Origin of the sequence: Pseudomonas sp. Q2-TVG4-2, from assembly GCF_013620795.1 — a bacterium.
Taxonomy (GTDB): Bacteria; Pseudomonadota; Gammaproteobacteria; order Pseudomonadales; family Pseudomonadaceae; genus Stutzerimonas.
Genome location: NZ_LGLW01000006.1, coordinates 130073 through 146289, shown reverse-complemented (window position 1 = coordinate 146289; position 16217 = coordinate 130073). Strand labels below are relative to the sequence as shown.

Below are 16217 nucleotides of genomic sequence, written 5' to 3'. Positions count from 1 at the left end.
ATGAAGCCCATCGTCAAACGCCTTTTGCCCCTCCTGCTGGGTGCCACGCTCCCGCTCGCCTCCGTAGCCCAGGCCGCCGAATGGCCGACCGATACCGTTCGCCTGGTGGTGCCCTATGCACCGGGTGGTACCACCGATGTTCTCTCACGCAAGGTCGCCGACCTGCTGCAGAAGGAAATCGGCACCGTGGTGGTGGAAAACCGCCCCGGCGCCGGCTCGACCATGGCCACCGGACAGCTGGCCCGTGGCGGACGCGGCGCCGACCACACCATCGCCATGGCTTCGCCCGGCCATACCATCGGCCCAGTGATCTACAAGAACCTGCCGTACGACCCGGTGAAGGATTTCAAATTCATCCGCAACGTTATCGAAATTCCCAATGTCATGGTCGTTCCGGCGAACAGCCCTTACAACAGCGTTGAGGAGTTCATCAAGGCGGCGAAGGAAAAGGAGATGACCTTCAGCTCGGCAGGCGTCGGCAGCTCCATTCACATGTCCGGCGAGTTGTTCAAAGCCATGACCAACTCGAACATGACCCATGTGCCGTTCCGCGGCAGCGGCGAGGCCCTGCCGGCGTTGCTCAGTGGCGACGTGGACGTGTCGTTCGAGAACATGCCGGCAGTGCTGTCGCATATTAAATCCGGCAAGCTTCGCGCGCTCGCGGTGACCTCCGCCGAGCCTTCGCCGTATCTGCCGGGCGTCGAGCCGCTGTCCAAGCTTGACGCCGATCTGGGTCTCACCGACTTCGTAACCACCGCCTGGTTCGGTCTGGTCGCCGACGACAGCATGCCCGACGAGGGCGTGCAGGCGCTGCAGGACGCGCTGGACAAGCAGCTCGGCAACCAGAGTTTCAAGGACTTCGTCGCCCAGCTAGGTGGTGAGCTGGCGACCGAAGAGGGCGATGCCTTCCGGGAATACGTCGCCGAAGATGTCAAACGCTGGCAGCGCGTCGCGGGTCAGGCAGAACTCGGCCAGTAGTGCTTCACAACGGCCAGTCAGCCTAGGGTGGGCCGGGCGGTGCTCCGCTTCAGCCCACCCCACTCCTTTTCGCCAGGCATCATCAGCGGATAGCACCGGCCTCGCGCAACGCTGCCAGCTCGGCGTCGCTCTTGCCGAGCACTCGGCCGAGCACGCTGTCGGTGTGCTGTCCGTGCATCGGCGGCGCCTTGGGTGAGACGGTCGGCGTCCGCGACAGGCGCAACGGGCTACGTACCATGCGCACCTCTCCGGCGACTGGATGCTCGGCGCTGATCACCAGCTCACGGTGCCGAGCGGTCTCCGACTCGAAGGCCTGAGCCACGTCCTTCACTTCCCCGACCGGAATGCTCTGCGCACGCAGCGCGGCGATCAGCCCCTCGTTGTTCCAACCCGCGAACGCCTCCTGCAGCATCGGGATCAGCAGCTCGCGATTCTCGGTGCGGCTTTTGTTCTGGGTGAAGCGCGAATCGTTGTGCAGCTCCGGTCGCTTCAGTACATCCAGGCACAGTCGCCGGTACTGGTCATCGTTGCCCACGGCCAGGGCGATGCTACCGTCGGCGGTGTTGAACAATTGATAGGGGACGATGCTGGCGTGTGCATTGCCATAGCGCTGCGGCACTTTGCCGGTGTTGAGGTAGCCGGAGGCGATGTTGGCGAGAAAGTGCAGCGCGCTGTCGGACAAGGCGATGTCCACCGACTGGCCGAAGCCGGATCTTTCACGCTCGTACAGCGCGGCGAGAATGCCTTGAACAGCGTTCATGCCGGTGACCAAGTCGATGAAGGCGACGCCCAAGCGCATCGGTTCGCCTTCCTTCTCGCCGGTGATCGACATGAAACCGCTCTCAGCCTGGATGATGAAGTCGTAGCCCGGACGATTCTCCAGCGGATTGTCACGACCATAGCCGGTGATCGAGCAGTGAATGAGCCGCGGATTGACCGCCGACAACGCCGCGTAGTCCAACCCAAGACGCTTGAGGCTCGCCGGCAGAAAATTTTCTACCACCACGTCCGCCTGTGCAGCCAGATCGAGGATCAACTGGCGGCCTTCCGGCTTGCGCAGGTCCACTGCCAAGCTCTGTTTGTTGCGATTGGCGCTGAGGTAGTAGGTCGAGATGCCGGCCTTGGCCGGCGGCATCCAGCTGCGGGTATCGTCGCCGCCTTCCAGACTCTCGATCTTCCAGACCTCCGCACCGAGATCGGCCAGCGCCATGGTCGACCAAGGCCCGGCGAGTATGCGGGTCAGATCCAATACCTTGATGCCTTGCAGAACGCTCACCCGCACCTCCTTCACCGAATTGCTCAAAAGGATCGAAGTTGGCCCAAGCGTGCCGAAACCACAAGCAGTGCCGACAGCACAAGCGTGCGATTATCGAACACTTTTTGGATATCCATGGGCTCGCCAGAAAATCATCCTATAAGGTAGCGATGTCTGATCTAGGCGCCAAAGTTGACTGAAAGCCACCGCTTGCGCTTTCGTTCGCTGATTGGACACCACACAACAACTAGAAAAAAGGGAAGCTCCATGTCACTGATTCTCCCGCGGGCCCTGCGCCTGCTTCTGCTGAGCGCCGCGCTTCCACTCGCATCCATATCCGCTCAGGCCGCCAATTGGCCGACCGACACCGTTCGCCTAGTCGTGCCTTACGCTCCAGGCGGCACCACCGACGTGCTTTCGCGCAAGGTTGCAGACTTGCTGCAGAAGGAAATCGGCACCGTGGTCGTCGAGAACCGTCCCGGCGCCGGCTCTACCATGGCCACGGGGCAGCTGGCCCGTGGCGGTCGCGGCAGCGACCACACCATCCTGATGGCCTCGCCCGGTCACACCATCGGCCCGGTGATCTACAAAAAACTGCCCTACGAGCCGGTGAAGGACTTTCGCTTCATCCGCAACGTCATCGAGATTCCCAACGTCATGGTGGTCCCGGCTGACAGCCCCTACAAAAGCGTGGAAGACTTCGTCGAGGCGGCTAAAACCAAGGAAATGACCTTCAGCTCCTCCGGCATCGGCAGCTCGATCCATATGTCCGGCGAGCTGTTCAAGACCATGACCGGCACCAAGATGACCCATGTGCCGTTCCGCGGGAGCGGCGAGGCCCTGCCCGCCCTGCTCGGCGGTGACGTAGACGTGTCGTTCGAGAACATGCCGACCGTGCTGTCGCACATCAAGTCCGGCAAGCTCAGGGCGCTGGCGGTGACCTCCGCGGAGCCCTCGCCGTATCTGCCGGGCGTCGAGCCGCTGTCCAAGCTCGGCGCCGACCTGGGCCTTGGCGATTTCGTCACCACCGCCTGGTTCGGCCTGATCGCCGATGAAAGTCTCCCCAATGAAGCCGTGCAAACCCTGCAAGGCGCGTTGGAGAACGTCATGGAGGACCAGAGCTTCAGGGACTTCGTAGCGCAGATTGGCGGCGAGACGGCGACCCACGAAGGCGATGAGTTCCGCGACTATGTCGCACAGGATGTCGAGCGTTGGCAGGACGTCGCCGGCCAGGCCGAACTCCAATAAGGAGATTCACCATGACGCTCGCTGCCGGCCTGCCGCGCTGGGCCAACATCAACACGCTGCTGGGTGCGATCTGGCTGGTGGCCGCGCTGGTGTTTCTGTTCTACCTCGTGCCGAACTACATCGACGAGGCGCCGATGGTCGAGAACCCGATGCAGTCGCCACGTTGGCTCCCCAGTGCGGCCGGCTGGCTGGTGGCCGCGCTGTCATTGGCGCTGATCATCGAAGGCTGTCTGCGCCCGCCGAAGCGCACCGCGGGGGATCCCGAAGAGGGCGCCGCACCGCCATGGCGCTGGCTGGTCATGCTCAGCGGGCTGGGCGTTTACTGGCTGCTGTTCGAGCCGCTGGGCGCCATCGCTGCCGGCGTTTTCGGAACTCTCCTGCTGTTTGCTGCGCACCCGGTGCGCAAGCCCTGGCTCTACCTGCTGGCTGTCGCCTTGCCATGGTTGGTGAGCCTTTTGTTTATCCATGTGCTGAACGTCCCGCTGCCCTCCGGCACGCTCTGGGATTGACCCTGCCCCTCATCCGCGAGTGACCGAATGGAAGGCTTTTCCGAAGTATTGGACCTGTTCCTGAGCGTCGACAATTTCGTCGCGATTGGCATCGGTGTGCTGATCGGCGTGGTTGTTGGCGCCATTCCGGGCCTGACGGCGACCATGGCCGTAGCCTTGGCGCTGCCGTTTACCTTCAGTCTCGAGCCGGTAACCGCGATCCTGCTGCTGGTGGGCATCTACAAGGGCGGCATGTACGGCGGTTCGATCACCGCCATCCTGATCCACACCCCCGGCTCGCCCGCGGCGGCCTGCACGCTGCTCGACGGCTACCCGCTGACCCAACAGGGCAAGGCCAAGAAGGCGCTACAGATGGCGCTCTATTCGTCCTGTATCGCCGACGTGCTGTCTAATCTGGCGCTGATCCTCTTCGCCTCCTACCTGGCCAAGGTCGCGCTGAATTTCGGCCCGCCGGAATTCTTCTGGCTGATCTGCTTTTCGCTGACCATCATCATCTCCATCGCCGGCGAATCGCCCGTAAAGGGGCTGATTGCCGCCTGCCTCGGGGTCATCGTCTCGTCGATCGGCATGGATATGGTCTACGGCAGCCAGCGGCTGACTTTCGACAATTACAACCTGATGGATCGCGTCTCCTTCGTGCCGTTGTTGATCGGGCTGTTCGCGGTGCCGGAGGTGATCGATTTCTACCTGAAAAAGGCCGGCCCCCATATCCGCGCCGCCAGCAGCGGCGTAGGCCTTACCCTCGGGGAGCTCAAGGCCAGCCTGAAAACCATCTTCCGCGGTTCGGTAATCGGCGTGATCATCGGCACCATTCCCGGCGCCGGTGCCACCGCGGCGTCTTTCATCTCCTACAGCGAGGCCAAGCGGCGCTCGAAGAATCCGGCAAATTTCGGCAAAGGTGAGCTCGAAGGCGTGGCAGCGGCGGAGTCCGGCAACAATGGCGTGGCCGGCGCGACCCTAATCCCGCTGTTGTCGCTGGGTATTCCGGGCGACGTGATCACCGCAATCATTCTCGGCGCCTTCATGATCCACGGGCTGACGCCCGGCCCGGTGCTGTTCCAGGAAAACCTCACGCTGATCTACGCACTGTTCTGCGGCATCATGCTGAGCTCGGCGGTGCTGCTGTTCGTCGGTCAGGGCGTCATCAAGTATTTCTCCCTGGTCGCTGACATCCCGAAGGAAATCCTGTTGCCGATCGTGCTGATGTTCTGCGTCTACGGTGCCTTCGCGGTAAACAACAGCGTGTTCGATATCGGCCTGATGCTGGTGTTTGGCGTGGTCGGCTACGTGTTCAACCGCACCGGGTTCGCCACCGCACCCTTCCTGCTCGGCTTCATCCTCGGGCCCATGTTCGAGGACAACCTGCGGCGCACACTGCTGATCGGCCGCGGCGATCCAATGATCTTTTTCCGCGGCCCGATCACCTGGATTTTCCTTATCCTCACCGCGCTTTCGCTGTTCTTCGCGGTTCGCCGCTACTGGCAGGAGCGCATCAAGGCCAGTTGAGTGAAGCGAGGAGCGAGTCACAGTTGTGGGTGGCATGGACGCCGCCCTTGATGATCATTGACGGTTGGCGATCTTTTGCAGGTTCTCGTTGATCTTGAACAGCACAATCAACAGCTCGCACCAGACCCGTGTGCCAATCAGACCGAACAGCAGGATGCCGAGCCCGGCCCAGAAGCCACCGCCATACTCGGCGAACATTGTGCCGATCGCACCGATGACCACACTGATCAACCCAAGCCAGTAGATAAAGATAATGATCTTCGGCGTCAGCATGGAGTCGAAGAAGAAGACGTCTTTCATGGCAAAGTCCTTTTGAGGGTGCGCAGGGCAGCGGAAAAGCGCTGCTTGGCGAACCGGTCTGTCCCTGGCAGATGACGCGGCGAACCGCGGAGCGATCAGATGATCGGCGGCGGATGCTAGCAAAATCCGCGCGCTGCGCCAGCGGACGGCCGTTTCACCCTCTTGGCCGGTAAGGGTTATCCTCAGGACCGAGCCCATCTATGAGAAGCCGCGTGTCCCCACCTCCCCTGCCGCCTTCGAACACACTCGATCGCCTCTGGCTGACCGAAGCCGTGCGCCTGCGCGAAGAGCATGCCGGCCCGCTCGATGATGCCGAAGCCAATCGCCAAGCCCGTGCGCAGGGCGGACAACTGCCTGAACGGATTGAATATCGTGCGCTGTGGCTAGCACGCCGTGACGGTCTGATCGACGCGCTGCGACACTGGCGGCAGGGCGCGCGGCTGGCCGGTTTGGCACTCGTTCTGCTCGCGCTTTTCACCGGCGCTGGACTGGCATTCGCGGCGCTTGGTGATGGGGTACGGCCGGTCAATGTGTTCTGGGCGTTGGGCAGCCTGCTCGGGCTGAATCTGTTGATGCTGCTGGGCTGGCTGCTGGGTTTTCTTTTCGCTGGCGATACGGGCGGCGCATTGGGTCGGCTATGGCTCTGGCTCAGCGAAAAGCTGTCCCGGGATGCCCGCGCCGTGCAGTTGGCGCCAGCGCTGTTGGCCGTGCTGGAACAGCGTCGCCTCGGGCGCTGGCTGTTAGGGCTCGGGGTGCACGGTTTATGGCTAGTTGCGATGAGCAGCGCCCTGTTGACCCTCCTCGCGTTGTTGGCCACGCGGCGCTACGGCTTTCTCTGGGAGACCACCATTCTTGGCGAAGGCGCATTTATCAGCCTGACCCAGGCGCTCGGTACGTTGCCTTCGCTGCTCGGCTTCAGCGTGCCGGATATCGACCAGATCCGCGCCAGCGGAGCCCTGACCGGGGGCGCCGAAACCGCCCGTCAAAGCTGGGCCGGCTGGCTGGTTGGCGTGATGCTGGTCTACGGTTTACTGCCGCGCCTGCTACTTGCAGTGTTCTGCCTGTGGCGCTGGCGACGTGGGCGGGCACAGCTACAGCTCGACCTGCAGTTGCCCGCCTACCGGCTGCTCCGTGAGCGTCTGCAGCCCTCCAGCGAGCGCCTCGGTGTCAGCGACGCCGCGCCGGAACAACTGCACGCGCCAGGCGCCGGCGCACAACTGGACGGCAGCGAGGGCGCGGTGCTGGTTGCCATCGAGCTGGACCCGAGCCATCCCTGGCCCCCGAAACTGCCCAAGTCCGTTGCTGATGCTGGCGTATTGGATGATCGCGAGCAGCGGCGTCGGTTGCTGGAGCAGTTGACACGTTTCCCACCGCAACGTCTCGCCATCGCCTGCGATCCTCGCCGATCGCCGGATCGCGGCACCCGGGCGCTGATCGGCGAGCTCAGCCGTTGCGCCGCGCAGAGCCGCGTCTGGCTGTTGCAGCCTCAGGCCGGCGAGGCACTGGACAGCGACCGCTTACAGGACTGGAAACAGGCGCTGGACAGCCTCGCCTTGCCTCATTCCACCAGCGCACCACTGACCTGGCTGGAGAGCGGCCATGACTGATGAGCGCAGCGTGATTCTAGTAGAAGCCAGATTGCTGGCGATCAAAGCGGCAACTTCGTACAGAAGATCGCCAGCTAGCTGGCTCCTCCAACGGCGAACGCAGCGGGGCCATAAGCCATGAGCGCGCCGCTGACACTCGCCCTGGTCGGCCACACCAACGTCGGCAAAACCTCGCTGATGCGCACCCTCACCCGCGATATCGGCTTCGGCGAGGTGTCGCATCGGCCGAGTACCACTCGTCACGTCGAGGGCGCGCGGCTGTCGGTGGATGGCGAGCCGCTGCTGGAGCTCTACGACACGCCGGGGCTGGAAGATGCGATCGCTCTGCTCGACCATCTGGAGCGCATCGAACGCCCTGGCGAGCGCCTTGATGGTCCGGCGCGCACCGCCCGGTTTTTCGAAGGCAGCGAGGCACGCCAACGTTTCGAGCAGGAGGCCAAGGTGCTGCGCCAGCTGCTGGCCAGCGATGCCGGCCTCTACATCATCGACGCCCGCGAGCCGATACTGGCCAAGTACAAGGATGAGTTGGCGGTGCTCGCTGGCTGCGGCAAGCCGCTGCTTCCCGTGCTCAACTTCGTCGCGCTACCCGGCCATCGCGAAGCTGAATGGCGCGAGGCGCTGGCGCGGCTGGGGCTGCACGCCCTGGTGCGCTACGACAGCGTGGCGCCGCCGATCGACGGCGAGCGCCGGCTCTATGAAAGCCTCGCATTGCTACTGGAGCAGTCGCGTCCCAAGCTGCAGCGCCTTATCGACGACCATGAAGCCCAGGCCGCCGCACGGCTGAGCGAGGGCAATCGGTTGATCGCCGAGTTACTGGTGGATGTGGCGGCCTGTCGGCGTAGCGTCGCCGCCCAGCCGGAGCTGGAACGCGGTGCCATTCGTGAACTGCACGACGCCGTACGCGCACGCGAGCAAAGCTGTGTGGAAGCCATGCTGCGCCTCTACGGCTTCCGCCCACAGGATGCCGCGCCGGCCGATTTGCCCTTGCTCGACGGCCGCTGGGGCGATGATCTATTCAACCCGGAAACGCTCAAAGAGCTTGGCGTGAAGATCGGTGGCGGCATGGCCGCCGGTGCGGCAGCCGGTGCCGGCGTCGACCTTATGGTCGGTGGTATCACGCTAGGTGCGGCGGCGCTGCTCGGCGCGATCGCCGGCGGCGGCGCGCAGACGGCACGGCACTATGGCAACCGCCTGCTGGGCAAGCTCAAGGGACAACGCGAGCTGACGGTCGACGATGCCGTGCTGCGCCTGCTCGCTCTGCGCCAGCGGCAGCTGTTGGCCGCCCTCGCGGCCCGAGGGCACGCCGCGGTGGATGCCATCCGCCTCGATACGCCAGATGACAAAGCCTGGCGCGAGGGCAAACTGCCCGAGGCGCTGCACCGTTGCCGCGCGCACCCGGAATGGTCGTCGCTCAATCCCGACGCCCGGCTGCAAGACGGCGAGCGCCAGGCGGCGATGAGTGCATTGCAGGCCGAACTGCATAAGAGCTGAGCCCTTTCGCCTGCTGTCCGGTCGGCTGAGACGGAGCGCCAAGCACGTAGGGTGGGCTGACGTGGAACGCCTAACAAGTAGGGTGGGCTGAGGCCCACCCTATGATGCTGAGCCGGATTCGGCTAACCGATCCCGTCAGTCGCGCTTGTTGGCGACTTCCTCGGCCATTCGCTTCAGACCCAGGTGGCGCACGTCCGTACCGCGCACCAGGTAGATGACCATCTCGGCGATGTTGCGCGCGTGGTCGCCGATTCGCTCCAGCGAGCGCAGGACCCAGATCACATTCAACACGCGAGAGATCGAACGCGGATCTTCCATCATGTAGGTGACCAGTTCGCGCAGTGCTGTCTTGTACTCGCGGTCGACGGTCTTGTCGTACTGTGCGACCGACAGCGCCAGCTCGGCGTCGAAGCGGGCGAAGGCATCCAGCGACTCCTGCACCATTCGGCGCACCTGGTCGCCGATGTGGCGAACCTCGACGTAGCCGCGCGGCGACTCGCCGTCTTCGCACAGTTCGATGGCCCGACGGGCGATCTTGGTTGCTTCGTCGCCGATGCGCTCCAGGTCAATGACGGACTTGGAGATGCTGATGATCAGCCGCAGGTCGGACGCTGCCGGCTGACGGCGGGCAAGGATGCGAATGCACTCCTCGTCGATGTCACGCTCCATGTGATTGATTTGGTCATCCACATCACGGACCTGCTGCGCCAGCCCGGAATCCGCCTCGACCAGCGCGGTGACCGCATCGTTGACCTGTTTCTCCACCAGGCCGCCCATGGCCAGGAGATGGCTGCGCACCTCCTCCAGCTCGGCGTTGAACTGCTGGGAAATGTGTTGGGTGTGGCTGTCTTTGCTGATCATCTGTTTCGCTCCGAGGAGGCTGCCGCTAGGCGGCTCTGGTGCGCAGCGCACCTTGAGAATACCGAATTAACACTAAGACCCTTGGGAAATCCTCACTGGCGCGGAGGGCGCGCGCCGACAATACGAGTAGTACGTCAAGCGCGCCCGAAAGCCGGAGGAGGTTTCACATGGCCTTAGCCGTAGCGGCCGGTGATGTAGTCTTCCGTCTGCTTCTTGTCGGGATTGGTGAACAGCGTATCGGTATCGCCATACTCGATCAGCTTGCCCATGTACATGAACGCGGTGTAATCCGACACCCGCGCTGCCTGCTGCATGTTGTGGGTGACGATGACGATGGTGTACTTGGCCTTGAGCTCGTAGATCAGTTCCTCGACCTTCAGCGAGGAGATCGGGTCGAGTGCCGAGCTGGGTTCGTCGAGCAGCAGCACTTCGGGCTGCACGGCGATGGTCCGTGCGATCACCAGGCGCTGCTGCTGGCCGCCGGAAAGGCCCAGTGCCGACTCGTGCAGGCGATCCTTGACTTCATCCCAGAGCGCCGCGCCCTTGAGCGCCCATTCGACGGTCTCGTCGAGCACGCGCTTTTGCTTGATGCCCTGAATGCGCAGGCCGTAGACCACGTTCTCGTAGATGCTCTTGGGGAACGGGTTGGGCTTCTGGAACACCATGCCAACGCGACGGCGCAGGTCGGCGACGTCCTCGCCCTTGCGGTAGATGTTGTGCCCATCGAGGTTGATCGCGCCTTCGATGCGGCAGCCATCGACTAGATCGTTCATCCGATTGAAGCAGCGCAGCAGGGTCGACTTACCGCAGCCGGACGGGCCGATGAAGGCAGTCACGCGCTGGCGCGGAATGTTCATGCTGACGTTGTACAGCGCCTGCTTTTCGCCGTAGTAGAGGCTCAGGTCGGGCACTTCGATGGCCACGGCTTCGTTGGCCAGATCCAGTGCGCGCTTGTCACGACCCAGCGCCGAGATGTCGATGGAATGCGTCTTTGTTTGTGACATGAGATGTCTCCGTATCGCTGGAGGCTAGAAGCACGGCTGCGGATTTTTGCAGCGCCGGGCCTCCAGCGTGTCTGTCGGCTATTAGTGGTCGAGCGCTTTGTATTTTTCGCGCAAATGGTTACGAATCACGACTGCAGAGAGGTTCAGGATTGCGATCACCAGCACCAACAGCAGCGCCGTTGCATAGACCAGGGGCCGCGCCGCCTCGACGTTGGGGCTTTGGAAACCGACGTCGTAGATGTGGAAGCCCAGGTGCATGATCTTCTGATCGAGGTGCAAATAGGGGTAGTTACCGTTGAGCGGCAGGCTCGGTGCCAGCTTGACCACGCCGACCAGCATCAGTGGCGCCACTTCACCCGCGGCACGCGCCACGGCGAGGATCAGGCCGGTCATCATCGCCGGACTTGCCATCGGCAATACCACTTTCCACAGCGTCTCAGATTTGGTCGCACCCAGCGCCAGCGAACCTTCGCGAAGGATTCGCGGAATACGCGCCAGACCTTCCTCGGTGGCGACGATCACCACCGGCAAGGTCAGGATCGCCAGCGTCAACGATGCCCACAACAGGCCGGGCGTACCGAATACTGGCGCCGGCGCCGCTTCCGGGTAGAAGATGCGGTCGAGCGAGCCACCCAGTACGTAGACGAAGAAGCCCAGGCCGAACACTCCGTAGACAATCGATGGCACGCCGGCGAGGTTGTTCACCGCGATGCGGATGATGCGGGTGAGAATGCCCTGCTTGGCGTATTCACGCAGATATACCGCCGCGATCACGCCGAACGGGGTGACGATCACTGCCATGATGATGGTCATCAGCACGGTGCCGAAGATCGCCGGGAAGATGCCGCCTTCGGTATTCGCCTCGCGCGGCTCTTCACTGACGAACTCCCAGAGCTTGGCAAAGTAGAAACCCAACTTGTCGAGAGTCGACATAGCGTTCGGGCGGTAGGCGCGCACTATCTTGCCGAGGCTGATCTCCTTCTCCTGACCGTCCATGGTGCGCATGGTGATGCTGTCACGATTGAAGCCCTGATAGAGCGCCACCAGCTCGCCCTCGAGCGCCTTGTACTCGGTGTCCCACTGGGCACGTTCGGCATCGAGCTGTGCTTGTGCAGCCTCATCGAGCTGATTGTCGAGCTCGAGCTTGCGGGTCTTCAGGCGCAGGCGCTCGAGGCCGTGGTTGATGCGGCCGATATCGACCTTCTCCAGATGCGCGATCTGACCATGCAGCTCATCGATGCGCTCGATGCGACGCTGCAACTCATCCCATGCAGCCTCACCCTCGGCCACCAGTTCGCCGTTCTCCTTGACGGCGATCAGCTCGCCGTAGAAATTGCCCCACTCCCGACGCTCCAGAGCAACCAGGTCGACAGGCTTGCGCGGGTTGCTCAGCCACTCGCCGACGACCCAGGAGAAATCCGCGCCATATACCTCGCGGTTGCCGACCTTGAGCAGCTCGCGCGTCATGAACTCGCCGCCCTCAACGTCCACCGGCAGGCCACTGGCTGCCAGGCGAGCACGGGGTACTTCTTCGGACTGCACCACCTCCCCGGCCATCACCCGACGCTCGCCACCAGGGATCTGGTAATCGGTGACGATTACGTCGTCCGGCCAGAAATGTTCAAGGCCGCGCACGGCGATCACCGCCAGCAGCCCCAGGGTCATGATCACGGCGATGGACACGGCGCCGGCGTTCATCCAGACCCAAGGGGTGCCACTCTTGATCCAGGTTTTCAGCGAATCCTTTTTCACGGATCGATACCTTTGTCGAAATCTGTCGCAGCCGCAATCGGCTGCGTGTTACGCCCGCAGGCGCGGCTCGTATTACAGGCTGGCGTACTTACGGCGCAGGCGCTGGCGAATCAGCTCGGCCAGCGTGTTCATCACGAAGGTGAACATCAGCAGCACCATCGCGGCGAGGAACAGCACGCGATAGTGGGTGCTGCCCACCTCCGACTCGGGCATTTCCACCGCGACGTTGGCTGCCAGGGTGCGCATGCCTTCGAAGATGTTGGCTTCCATGATCGGCGTGTTGCCGGTGGCCATCAGCACGATCATGGTTTCGCCGACAGCCCGGCCCATACCGATCATCAGGGCGGAGAAGATCCCCGGGCTGGCGGTCAGCAGCACCACGCGAGTGAGCGTCTGCCAGGGCGTCGCACCCAGGGCCAACGAACCCAGGGTAAGGCTGCGTGGCACGCTGAACACGGCGTCCTCAGCAATCGAGTAAATCGTCGGAATCACCGCGAAGCCCATCGCCAGACCAATCACCAGGGCGTTGCGCTGATCGAAGGGGATGCCCATGTCGTTGGACAGCCACAGGCGCATGTCACCGCCAAAGAACCAGTTTTCCAGGTAGCCGCTGACCGCCAGCGCCCCCCAGCCCACGAACAGGATCACCGGGATCAGCAGCACCGCTTCCCAGCCATCCGGCACGCTCAGGCGAATGTTTTCCGGCAACCGGCTCCAGAACCAGCCGGCCAGCAGAATGCCAACAGGCATCAGCAGAAGCAGACTGAAGATGCCGGGCAGGTGGTTTTCCAGATATGGCGCGAGAAACAGGCCGGCAAAGAAGCCGAGGATGACCGTCGGCAACGCCTCCATCAATTCGATTACTGGCTTGACCTTGCGACGCAGCGCGGGGGCCATGAAGTAAGCGGTATAAAAAGCCGCGCAGATCGCCAGCGGAGCCGCCAACAGCATGGCGTAGAAAGCCGCCTTGAGCGTACCGAAGGCCAGTGGCGAGAGGCTCAGCTTGGGCTCGAAATCGCCGGTTGCCGAGGTCGACTGCCAGACGTAATCAGGCTCCGGATAGCTTTCGTACCAGACCTTGCCCCAGAGTGCGCTCCAGGAGATTTCCGGATGCGGATTATCGATCACGAAACGCTGCAGCTGGTCGCCAGACTCTACCAGCAGGCGAGTGGCTCGCGGGGACATGGCCGCCACGGCGGCGCCGTCGGCGACCTGCTCGGTCAACAGAGTACGGTGCGCAGTGCTGTGGAAGATGCCCAGCGTACCGGCAGTATCCAGGGCGAGGAAACCTTTGCGGCGCTGTTCCGGAATGATCTGGCTGATCGGCTGATCGCCCAACTGGAAGCTGCGCACGTTCTTCAGTTCGGCCTGGCCATCGTCGCTGCGGACCATGAACCACTGACCGATGCCACCCGCAGAATCGCCGACCATCAGCGAAATGCCGCCAAGCAGCCATGCGACGGTAGTGATTTCACCGTTGCCGCCGAGCAGCTTGTAGCGGCCGTTGAGTTGTTTGCGGCGCAGATCGAAGACGTCAACGCTGGCCCGACCACTCACCGCGAACAGCCACATGTGGCGAGGATCGACCCGCAACGCTTTGATCGGCTCGGAGAGCTGCGGCAGGTTCAGGCGCGTCTGCTCCAGGCTGGTCTCGCCAGTAAGCAAGTTCTCGGTGGCCGAGATGCTCAAGGCATGCAGAACGCTGTCAGTGGCGCCAGCAACCATCAAGGTCTTGCCGTTCAGGCTGACTGCCGCATGCTCGATGGGTCGGCCTTGCGGATCCAGATCCAGCGGCTCTTCCCCGAAGGGATAGTCAAGCTGGGGCGTGATGGTCTTCTTGCCGCTGGGGTAACTGACCTTATAGTTGTGCTCGGCGACCAGCACCTGGCCGTTGCTCAGGCCGAGCACCATCCGGCGATTGCCAGGCGTATCCTCGCCAACCGAAACAATGCGACTGTCCGCCGGCAACGGCAGCGCGATGCTACGCAGCGACTCTCCGGTCTGGACGCTGAAGAAGCGCACCTGGCCGTCAGCGCCGAGGCGCATGGCAACTTTGTTCTGCTCTTCTACCGCCAGCAGCAGCGGCTTACCGGCATCGGCCAGCCAAGCCGGCTGCTGCATATCGCGCGCCTCCAGCTCGGCGCCCTGAAACATGGGCACCACGACCTGAGCGAGGTAGAAGAAGATCAGGGTGATCGCGCCAAGCACAGCGAGGCCACCAATGGAGACGTACCAGCGCGCCAGGTTGTCTTTCAGCGCACGTATACGGCGCTTGCGTTGCAGAGCCGGGGTATTGAAATCCAGCCGTTGCACATCGGAATTCGCGCTCATGGTCTCTATATCGTTCATGCGAAGGATCCTGGCCACTCAGGCCGTCAAAACTGCAGCGCCATCTGGCGCGAGTCGTTTCAGTGACTGCCGAGGGCCGGTCGGGCGCCTAATTTAATGCAATTGTGTGACAGAAAAATTACATCACCGTGACACGACGACGCCCGCCAGCGCGCATGGCGTGGCGGGCGTCTGCCCAGCTCGCGGCGAGCGCCGCGGGACTGGCATCAGGTCTTAGTTGAGACCTAACTCGTTCAGCGTCTTGTCGACGACTTTCTTAGGCAGCGGGATGTAGCCATCCTTTACCACGACTTCCTGACCCTGCTTCGACAGCACCAGCTTGAGGAACTCGGCGTCGATCGGGCTCAGCGGCTTGTTCGGCGCCTTGTTGACGTAGACGTAGAAGAAGCGAGCCAGAGGGAACTTGCCAGCCAGAGCGTTCTCTTCGTTGGCTTCGAAGGCCTCGCCACCCTTGGACAGCGGTACGGCGCGGACGCTGGAGGTCTTGTAGCCGATACCCGAGTAACCGATGGCGTTCAGGGTGCTGGAGATCGACTGCACCACCGAAGCGGAACCCGGCTGCTCGTTCACGTTAGGCTTGAAGTCACCTTTGCAGAGCGCTTCTTCCTTGAAGTAACCGTAGGTGCCGGATACCGAGTTACGACCGAACAGCTGAATCGGCTTGTTCGCCCACTCGCCGGTCAGACCAACGTCACCCCAGGTAGTGATGTCTTTCTCGCCACCGCACAGGCGGGTGCTGGAGAAGATCGCGTCGACCTGCTCGATGTCCAGGCTCTCGATCGGGTTGTCCTTGTGCACGAACACAGCCAGGGCGTCGATGGCGACCGGTACGGCCGTCGGCTTGTAGCCATACTTCTCTTCGAAGGCCTGAATCTCGTTGTCCTTCATCGGACGGCTCATCGGGCCGAGGTTGGACGTGCCTTCGGTGAGCGCTGGCGGTGCGGTGGAGGAGCCGGCAGCCTGAATCTGGATATTGACGTTCGGGTAGCTGCGCTTGAAGTCTTCTGCCCACAGGGTCATCAGGTTGGCCAGAGAGTCGGAACCGACGCTGGACAGGTTGCCGGAAACACCGGAAGTCTTCTCATAGGTCGGCAGTGCCGGATCAACCGCAGCAACTGCGTTAGCAGCGCCTACACCAGCGGCAACAAAGGTTAGGGCCGCCATCAAACGATTCAGTGTCATACCTTGCTCCTAGCAGGGGTGTGCTCGAGGGTGTTGGAACGGAGGCCATTGTCTGCAGGCCGTGTGAACACTCTATGAAGGGAATATGACAATCTGGTGACGGCCGGGAAGTTCTCGCGTGTCGGTCGCTGCCGCCGCATACAGCCGCTATACTCGGGCCGGCCCGCACTGCCGT

The 16217-nt window shown here is 62.7% G+C and carries 13 protein-coding genes; 6 read left to right on the top strand and 7 right to left on the bottom strand.

Annotated features, from left to right (window positions below; translation table 11 throughout):
- Window positions 1–978, top strand: coding sequence for a tripartite tricarboxylate transporter substrate binding protein (locus tag H3028_RS14040; RefSeq protein ID WP_181297650.1), 978 nt, complete (start codon window positions 1–3; stop codon window positions 976–978).
- Between the two features lie 82 nt (window positions 979–1060).
- Here the strand turns inward: H3028_RS14040 and H3028_RS14035 are convergent, their stop codons facing one another.
- Window positions 1061–2254, bottom strand: a complete 1194-nt coding sequence (locus H3028_RS14035; RefSeq protein ID WP_181297649.1) for a CaiB/BaiF CoA-transferase family protein — start codon at window positions 2252–2254, stop codon at window positions 1061–1063.
- Window positions 2255–2500: 246 nt separating this feature from the next.
- On the opposite strand from H3028_RS14035, the gene H3028_RS14030 reads away from it, so the two are divergent.
- Genes H3028_RS14030 through H3028_RS14020 form a run of 3 tightly spaced genes read left to right on the top strand, consistent with a single transcriptional unit; the run spans window position 2501 to window position 5496 of the window.
- On the top strand, window positions 2501–3481 hold the full coding sequence (locus H3028_RS14030) for a tripartite tricarboxylate transporter substrate binding protein (RefSeq protein WP_181297647.1): 981 nt from the start codon (window positions 2501–2503) through the stop codon (window positions 3479–3481).
- 11 nt (window positions 3482–3492) lie between these two features.
- Window positions 3493–3990, top strand: coding sequence for a tripartite tricarboxylate transporter TctB family protein (locus tag H3028_RS14025; protein ID WP_181297645.1), 498 nt, complete (start codon window positions 3493–3495; stop codon window positions 3988–3990).
- 27 nt (window positions 3991–4017) lie between these two features.
- On the top strand, window positions 4018–5496 hold the full coding sequence (locus tag H3028_RS14020; RefSeq protein WP_181297643.1) for a tripartite tricarboxylate transporter permease: 1479 nt from the start codon (window positions 4018–4020) through the stop codon (window positions 5494–5496).
- Window positions 5497–5550: 54 nt separating this feature from the next.
- Here H3028_RS14020 and H3028_RS14015 read toward each other — a convergent pair whose 3' ends face one another.
- Complete coding sequence (locus tag H3028_RS14015; RefSeq protein WP_181297641.1) at window positions 5551–5796, bottom strand: DUF4282 domain-containing protein; 246 nt, start codon at window positions 5794–5796, stop codon at window positions 5551–5553.
- A 200-nt stretch (window positions 5797–5996) separates the two neighbouring features.
- Between H3028_RS14015 and H3028_RS14010 the strand changes: the two genes are divergently transcribed.
- Both H3028_RS14010 and H3028_RS14005 read left to right on the top strand, forming a co-directional pair.
- Window positions 5997–7403 (top strand): DUF2868 domain-containing protein, encoded by a 1407-nt coding sequence (locus H3028_RS14010; RefSeq protein WP_181297640.1) that lies wholly within the window; start codon window positions 5997–5999, stop codon window positions 7401–7403.
- Window positions 7404–7520: 117 nt separating this feature from the next.
- Entirely contained in the window at window positions 7521–8894 is a 1374-nt protein-coding gene (locus H3028_RS14005) for a GTPase/DUF3482 domain-containing protein (protein WP_181297638.1), read from the top strand.
- A 135-nt stretch (window positions 8895–9029) separates the two neighbouring features.
- Here the strand turns inward: H3028_RS14005 and phoU are convergent, their stop codons facing one another.
- The 5 genes from phoU to H3028_RS13980 form a co-directional block, all read right to left on the bottom strand.
- Window positions 9030–9755: a phosphate signaling complex protein PhoU gene (gene phoU / locus H3028_RS14000; protein ID WP_181297636.1), complete on the bottom strand. Its 726-nt coding sequence runs from the start codon at window positions 9753–9755 to the stop codon at window positions 9030–9032.
- A 173-nt stretch (window positions 9756–9928) separates the two neighbouring features.
- Window positions 9929–10759: a phosphate ABC transporter ATP-binding protein PstB gene (pstB, locus tag H3028_RS13995; RefSeq protein ID WP_181297634.1), complete on the bottom strand. Its 831-nt coding sequence runs from the start codon at window positions 10757–10759 to the stop codon at window positions 9929–9931.
- Window positions 10760–10840: 81 nt separating this feature from the next.
- Entirely contained in the window at window positions 10841–12457 is a 1617-nt protein-coding gene (gene pstA, locus H3028_RS13990; protein ID WP_181298147.1) for a phosphate ABC transporter permease PstA, read from the bottom strand.
- 126 nt (window positions 12458–12583) lie between these two features.
- Entirely contained in the window at window positions 12584–14860 is a 2277-nt protein-coding gene (locus H3028_RS13985) for an ABC transporter permease subunit (RefSeq protein ID WP_181297632.1), read from the bottom strand.
- 213 nt (window positions 14861–15073) lie between these two features.
- Complete coding sequence (locus H3028_RS13980; protein WP_181297630.1) at window positions 15074–16042, bottom strand: PstS family phosphate ABC transporter substrate-binding protein; 969 nt, start codon at window positions 16040–16042, stop codon at window positions 15074–15076.
- Between the last annotated feature and the right edge of the window lie 175 nt (window positions 16043–16217).

What these genes read in the sequence shown, in the direction of transcription:
- phoU (WP_181297636.1), bottom strand. Translation starts at nt 9,755, where the DNA reads ATGATCAGCAAAGACAGCCACACCCAACACATTTCCCAGCAGTTCAAC.
- pstB (WP_181297634.1), bottom strand. Translation starts at nt 10,759, where the DNA reads ATGTCACAAACAAAGACGCATTCCATCGACATCTCGGCGCTGGGTCGT.
- H3028_RS14015 (WP_181297641.1), bottom strand. Translation starts at nt 5,796, where the DNA reads ATGAAAGACGTCTTCTTCTTCGACTCCATGCTGACGCCGAAGATCATT.
- H3028_RS14005 (WP_181297638.1), top strand. Translation starts at nt 7,521, where the DNA reads ATGAGCGCGCCGCTGACACTCGCCCTGGTCGGCCACACCAACGTCGGC.
- H3028_RS13980 (WP_181297630.1), bottom strand. Translation starts at nt 16,042, where the DNA reads ATGACACTGAATCGTTTGATGGCGGCCCTAACCTTTGTTGCCGCTGGT.
- H3028_RS13985 (WP_181297632.1), bottom strand. Translation starts at nt 14,860, where the DNA reads ATGAACGATATAGAGACCATGAGCGCGAATTCCGATGTGCAACGGCTG.
- H3028_RS14010 (WP_181297640.1), top strand. Translation starts at nt 5,997, where the DNA reads ATGAGAAGCCGCGTGTCCCCACCTCCCCTGCCGCCTTCGAACACACTC.
- H3028_RS14030 (WP_181297647.1), top strand. Translation starts at nt 2,501, where the DNA reads ATGTCACTGATTCTCCCGCGGGCCCTGCGCCTGCTTCTGCTGAGCGCC.
- H3028_RS14025 (WP_181297645.1), top strand. Translation starts at nt 3,493, where the DNA reads ATGACGCTCGCTGCCGGCCTGCCGCGCTGGGCCAACATCAACACGCTG.
- H3028_RS14040 (WP_181297650.1), top strand. Translation starts at nt 1, where the DNA reads ATGAAGCCCATCGTCAAACGCCTTTTGCCCCTCCTGCTGGGTGCCACG.
- H3028_RS14020 (WP_181297643.1), top strand. Translation starts at nt 4,018, where the DNA reads ATGGAAGGCTTTTCCGAAGTATTGGACCTGTTCCTGAGCGTCGACAAT.
- pstA (WP_181298147.1), bottom strand. Translation starts at nt 12,457, where the DNA reads ATGAACGCCGGCGCCGTGTCCATCGCCGTGATCATGACCCTGGGGCTG.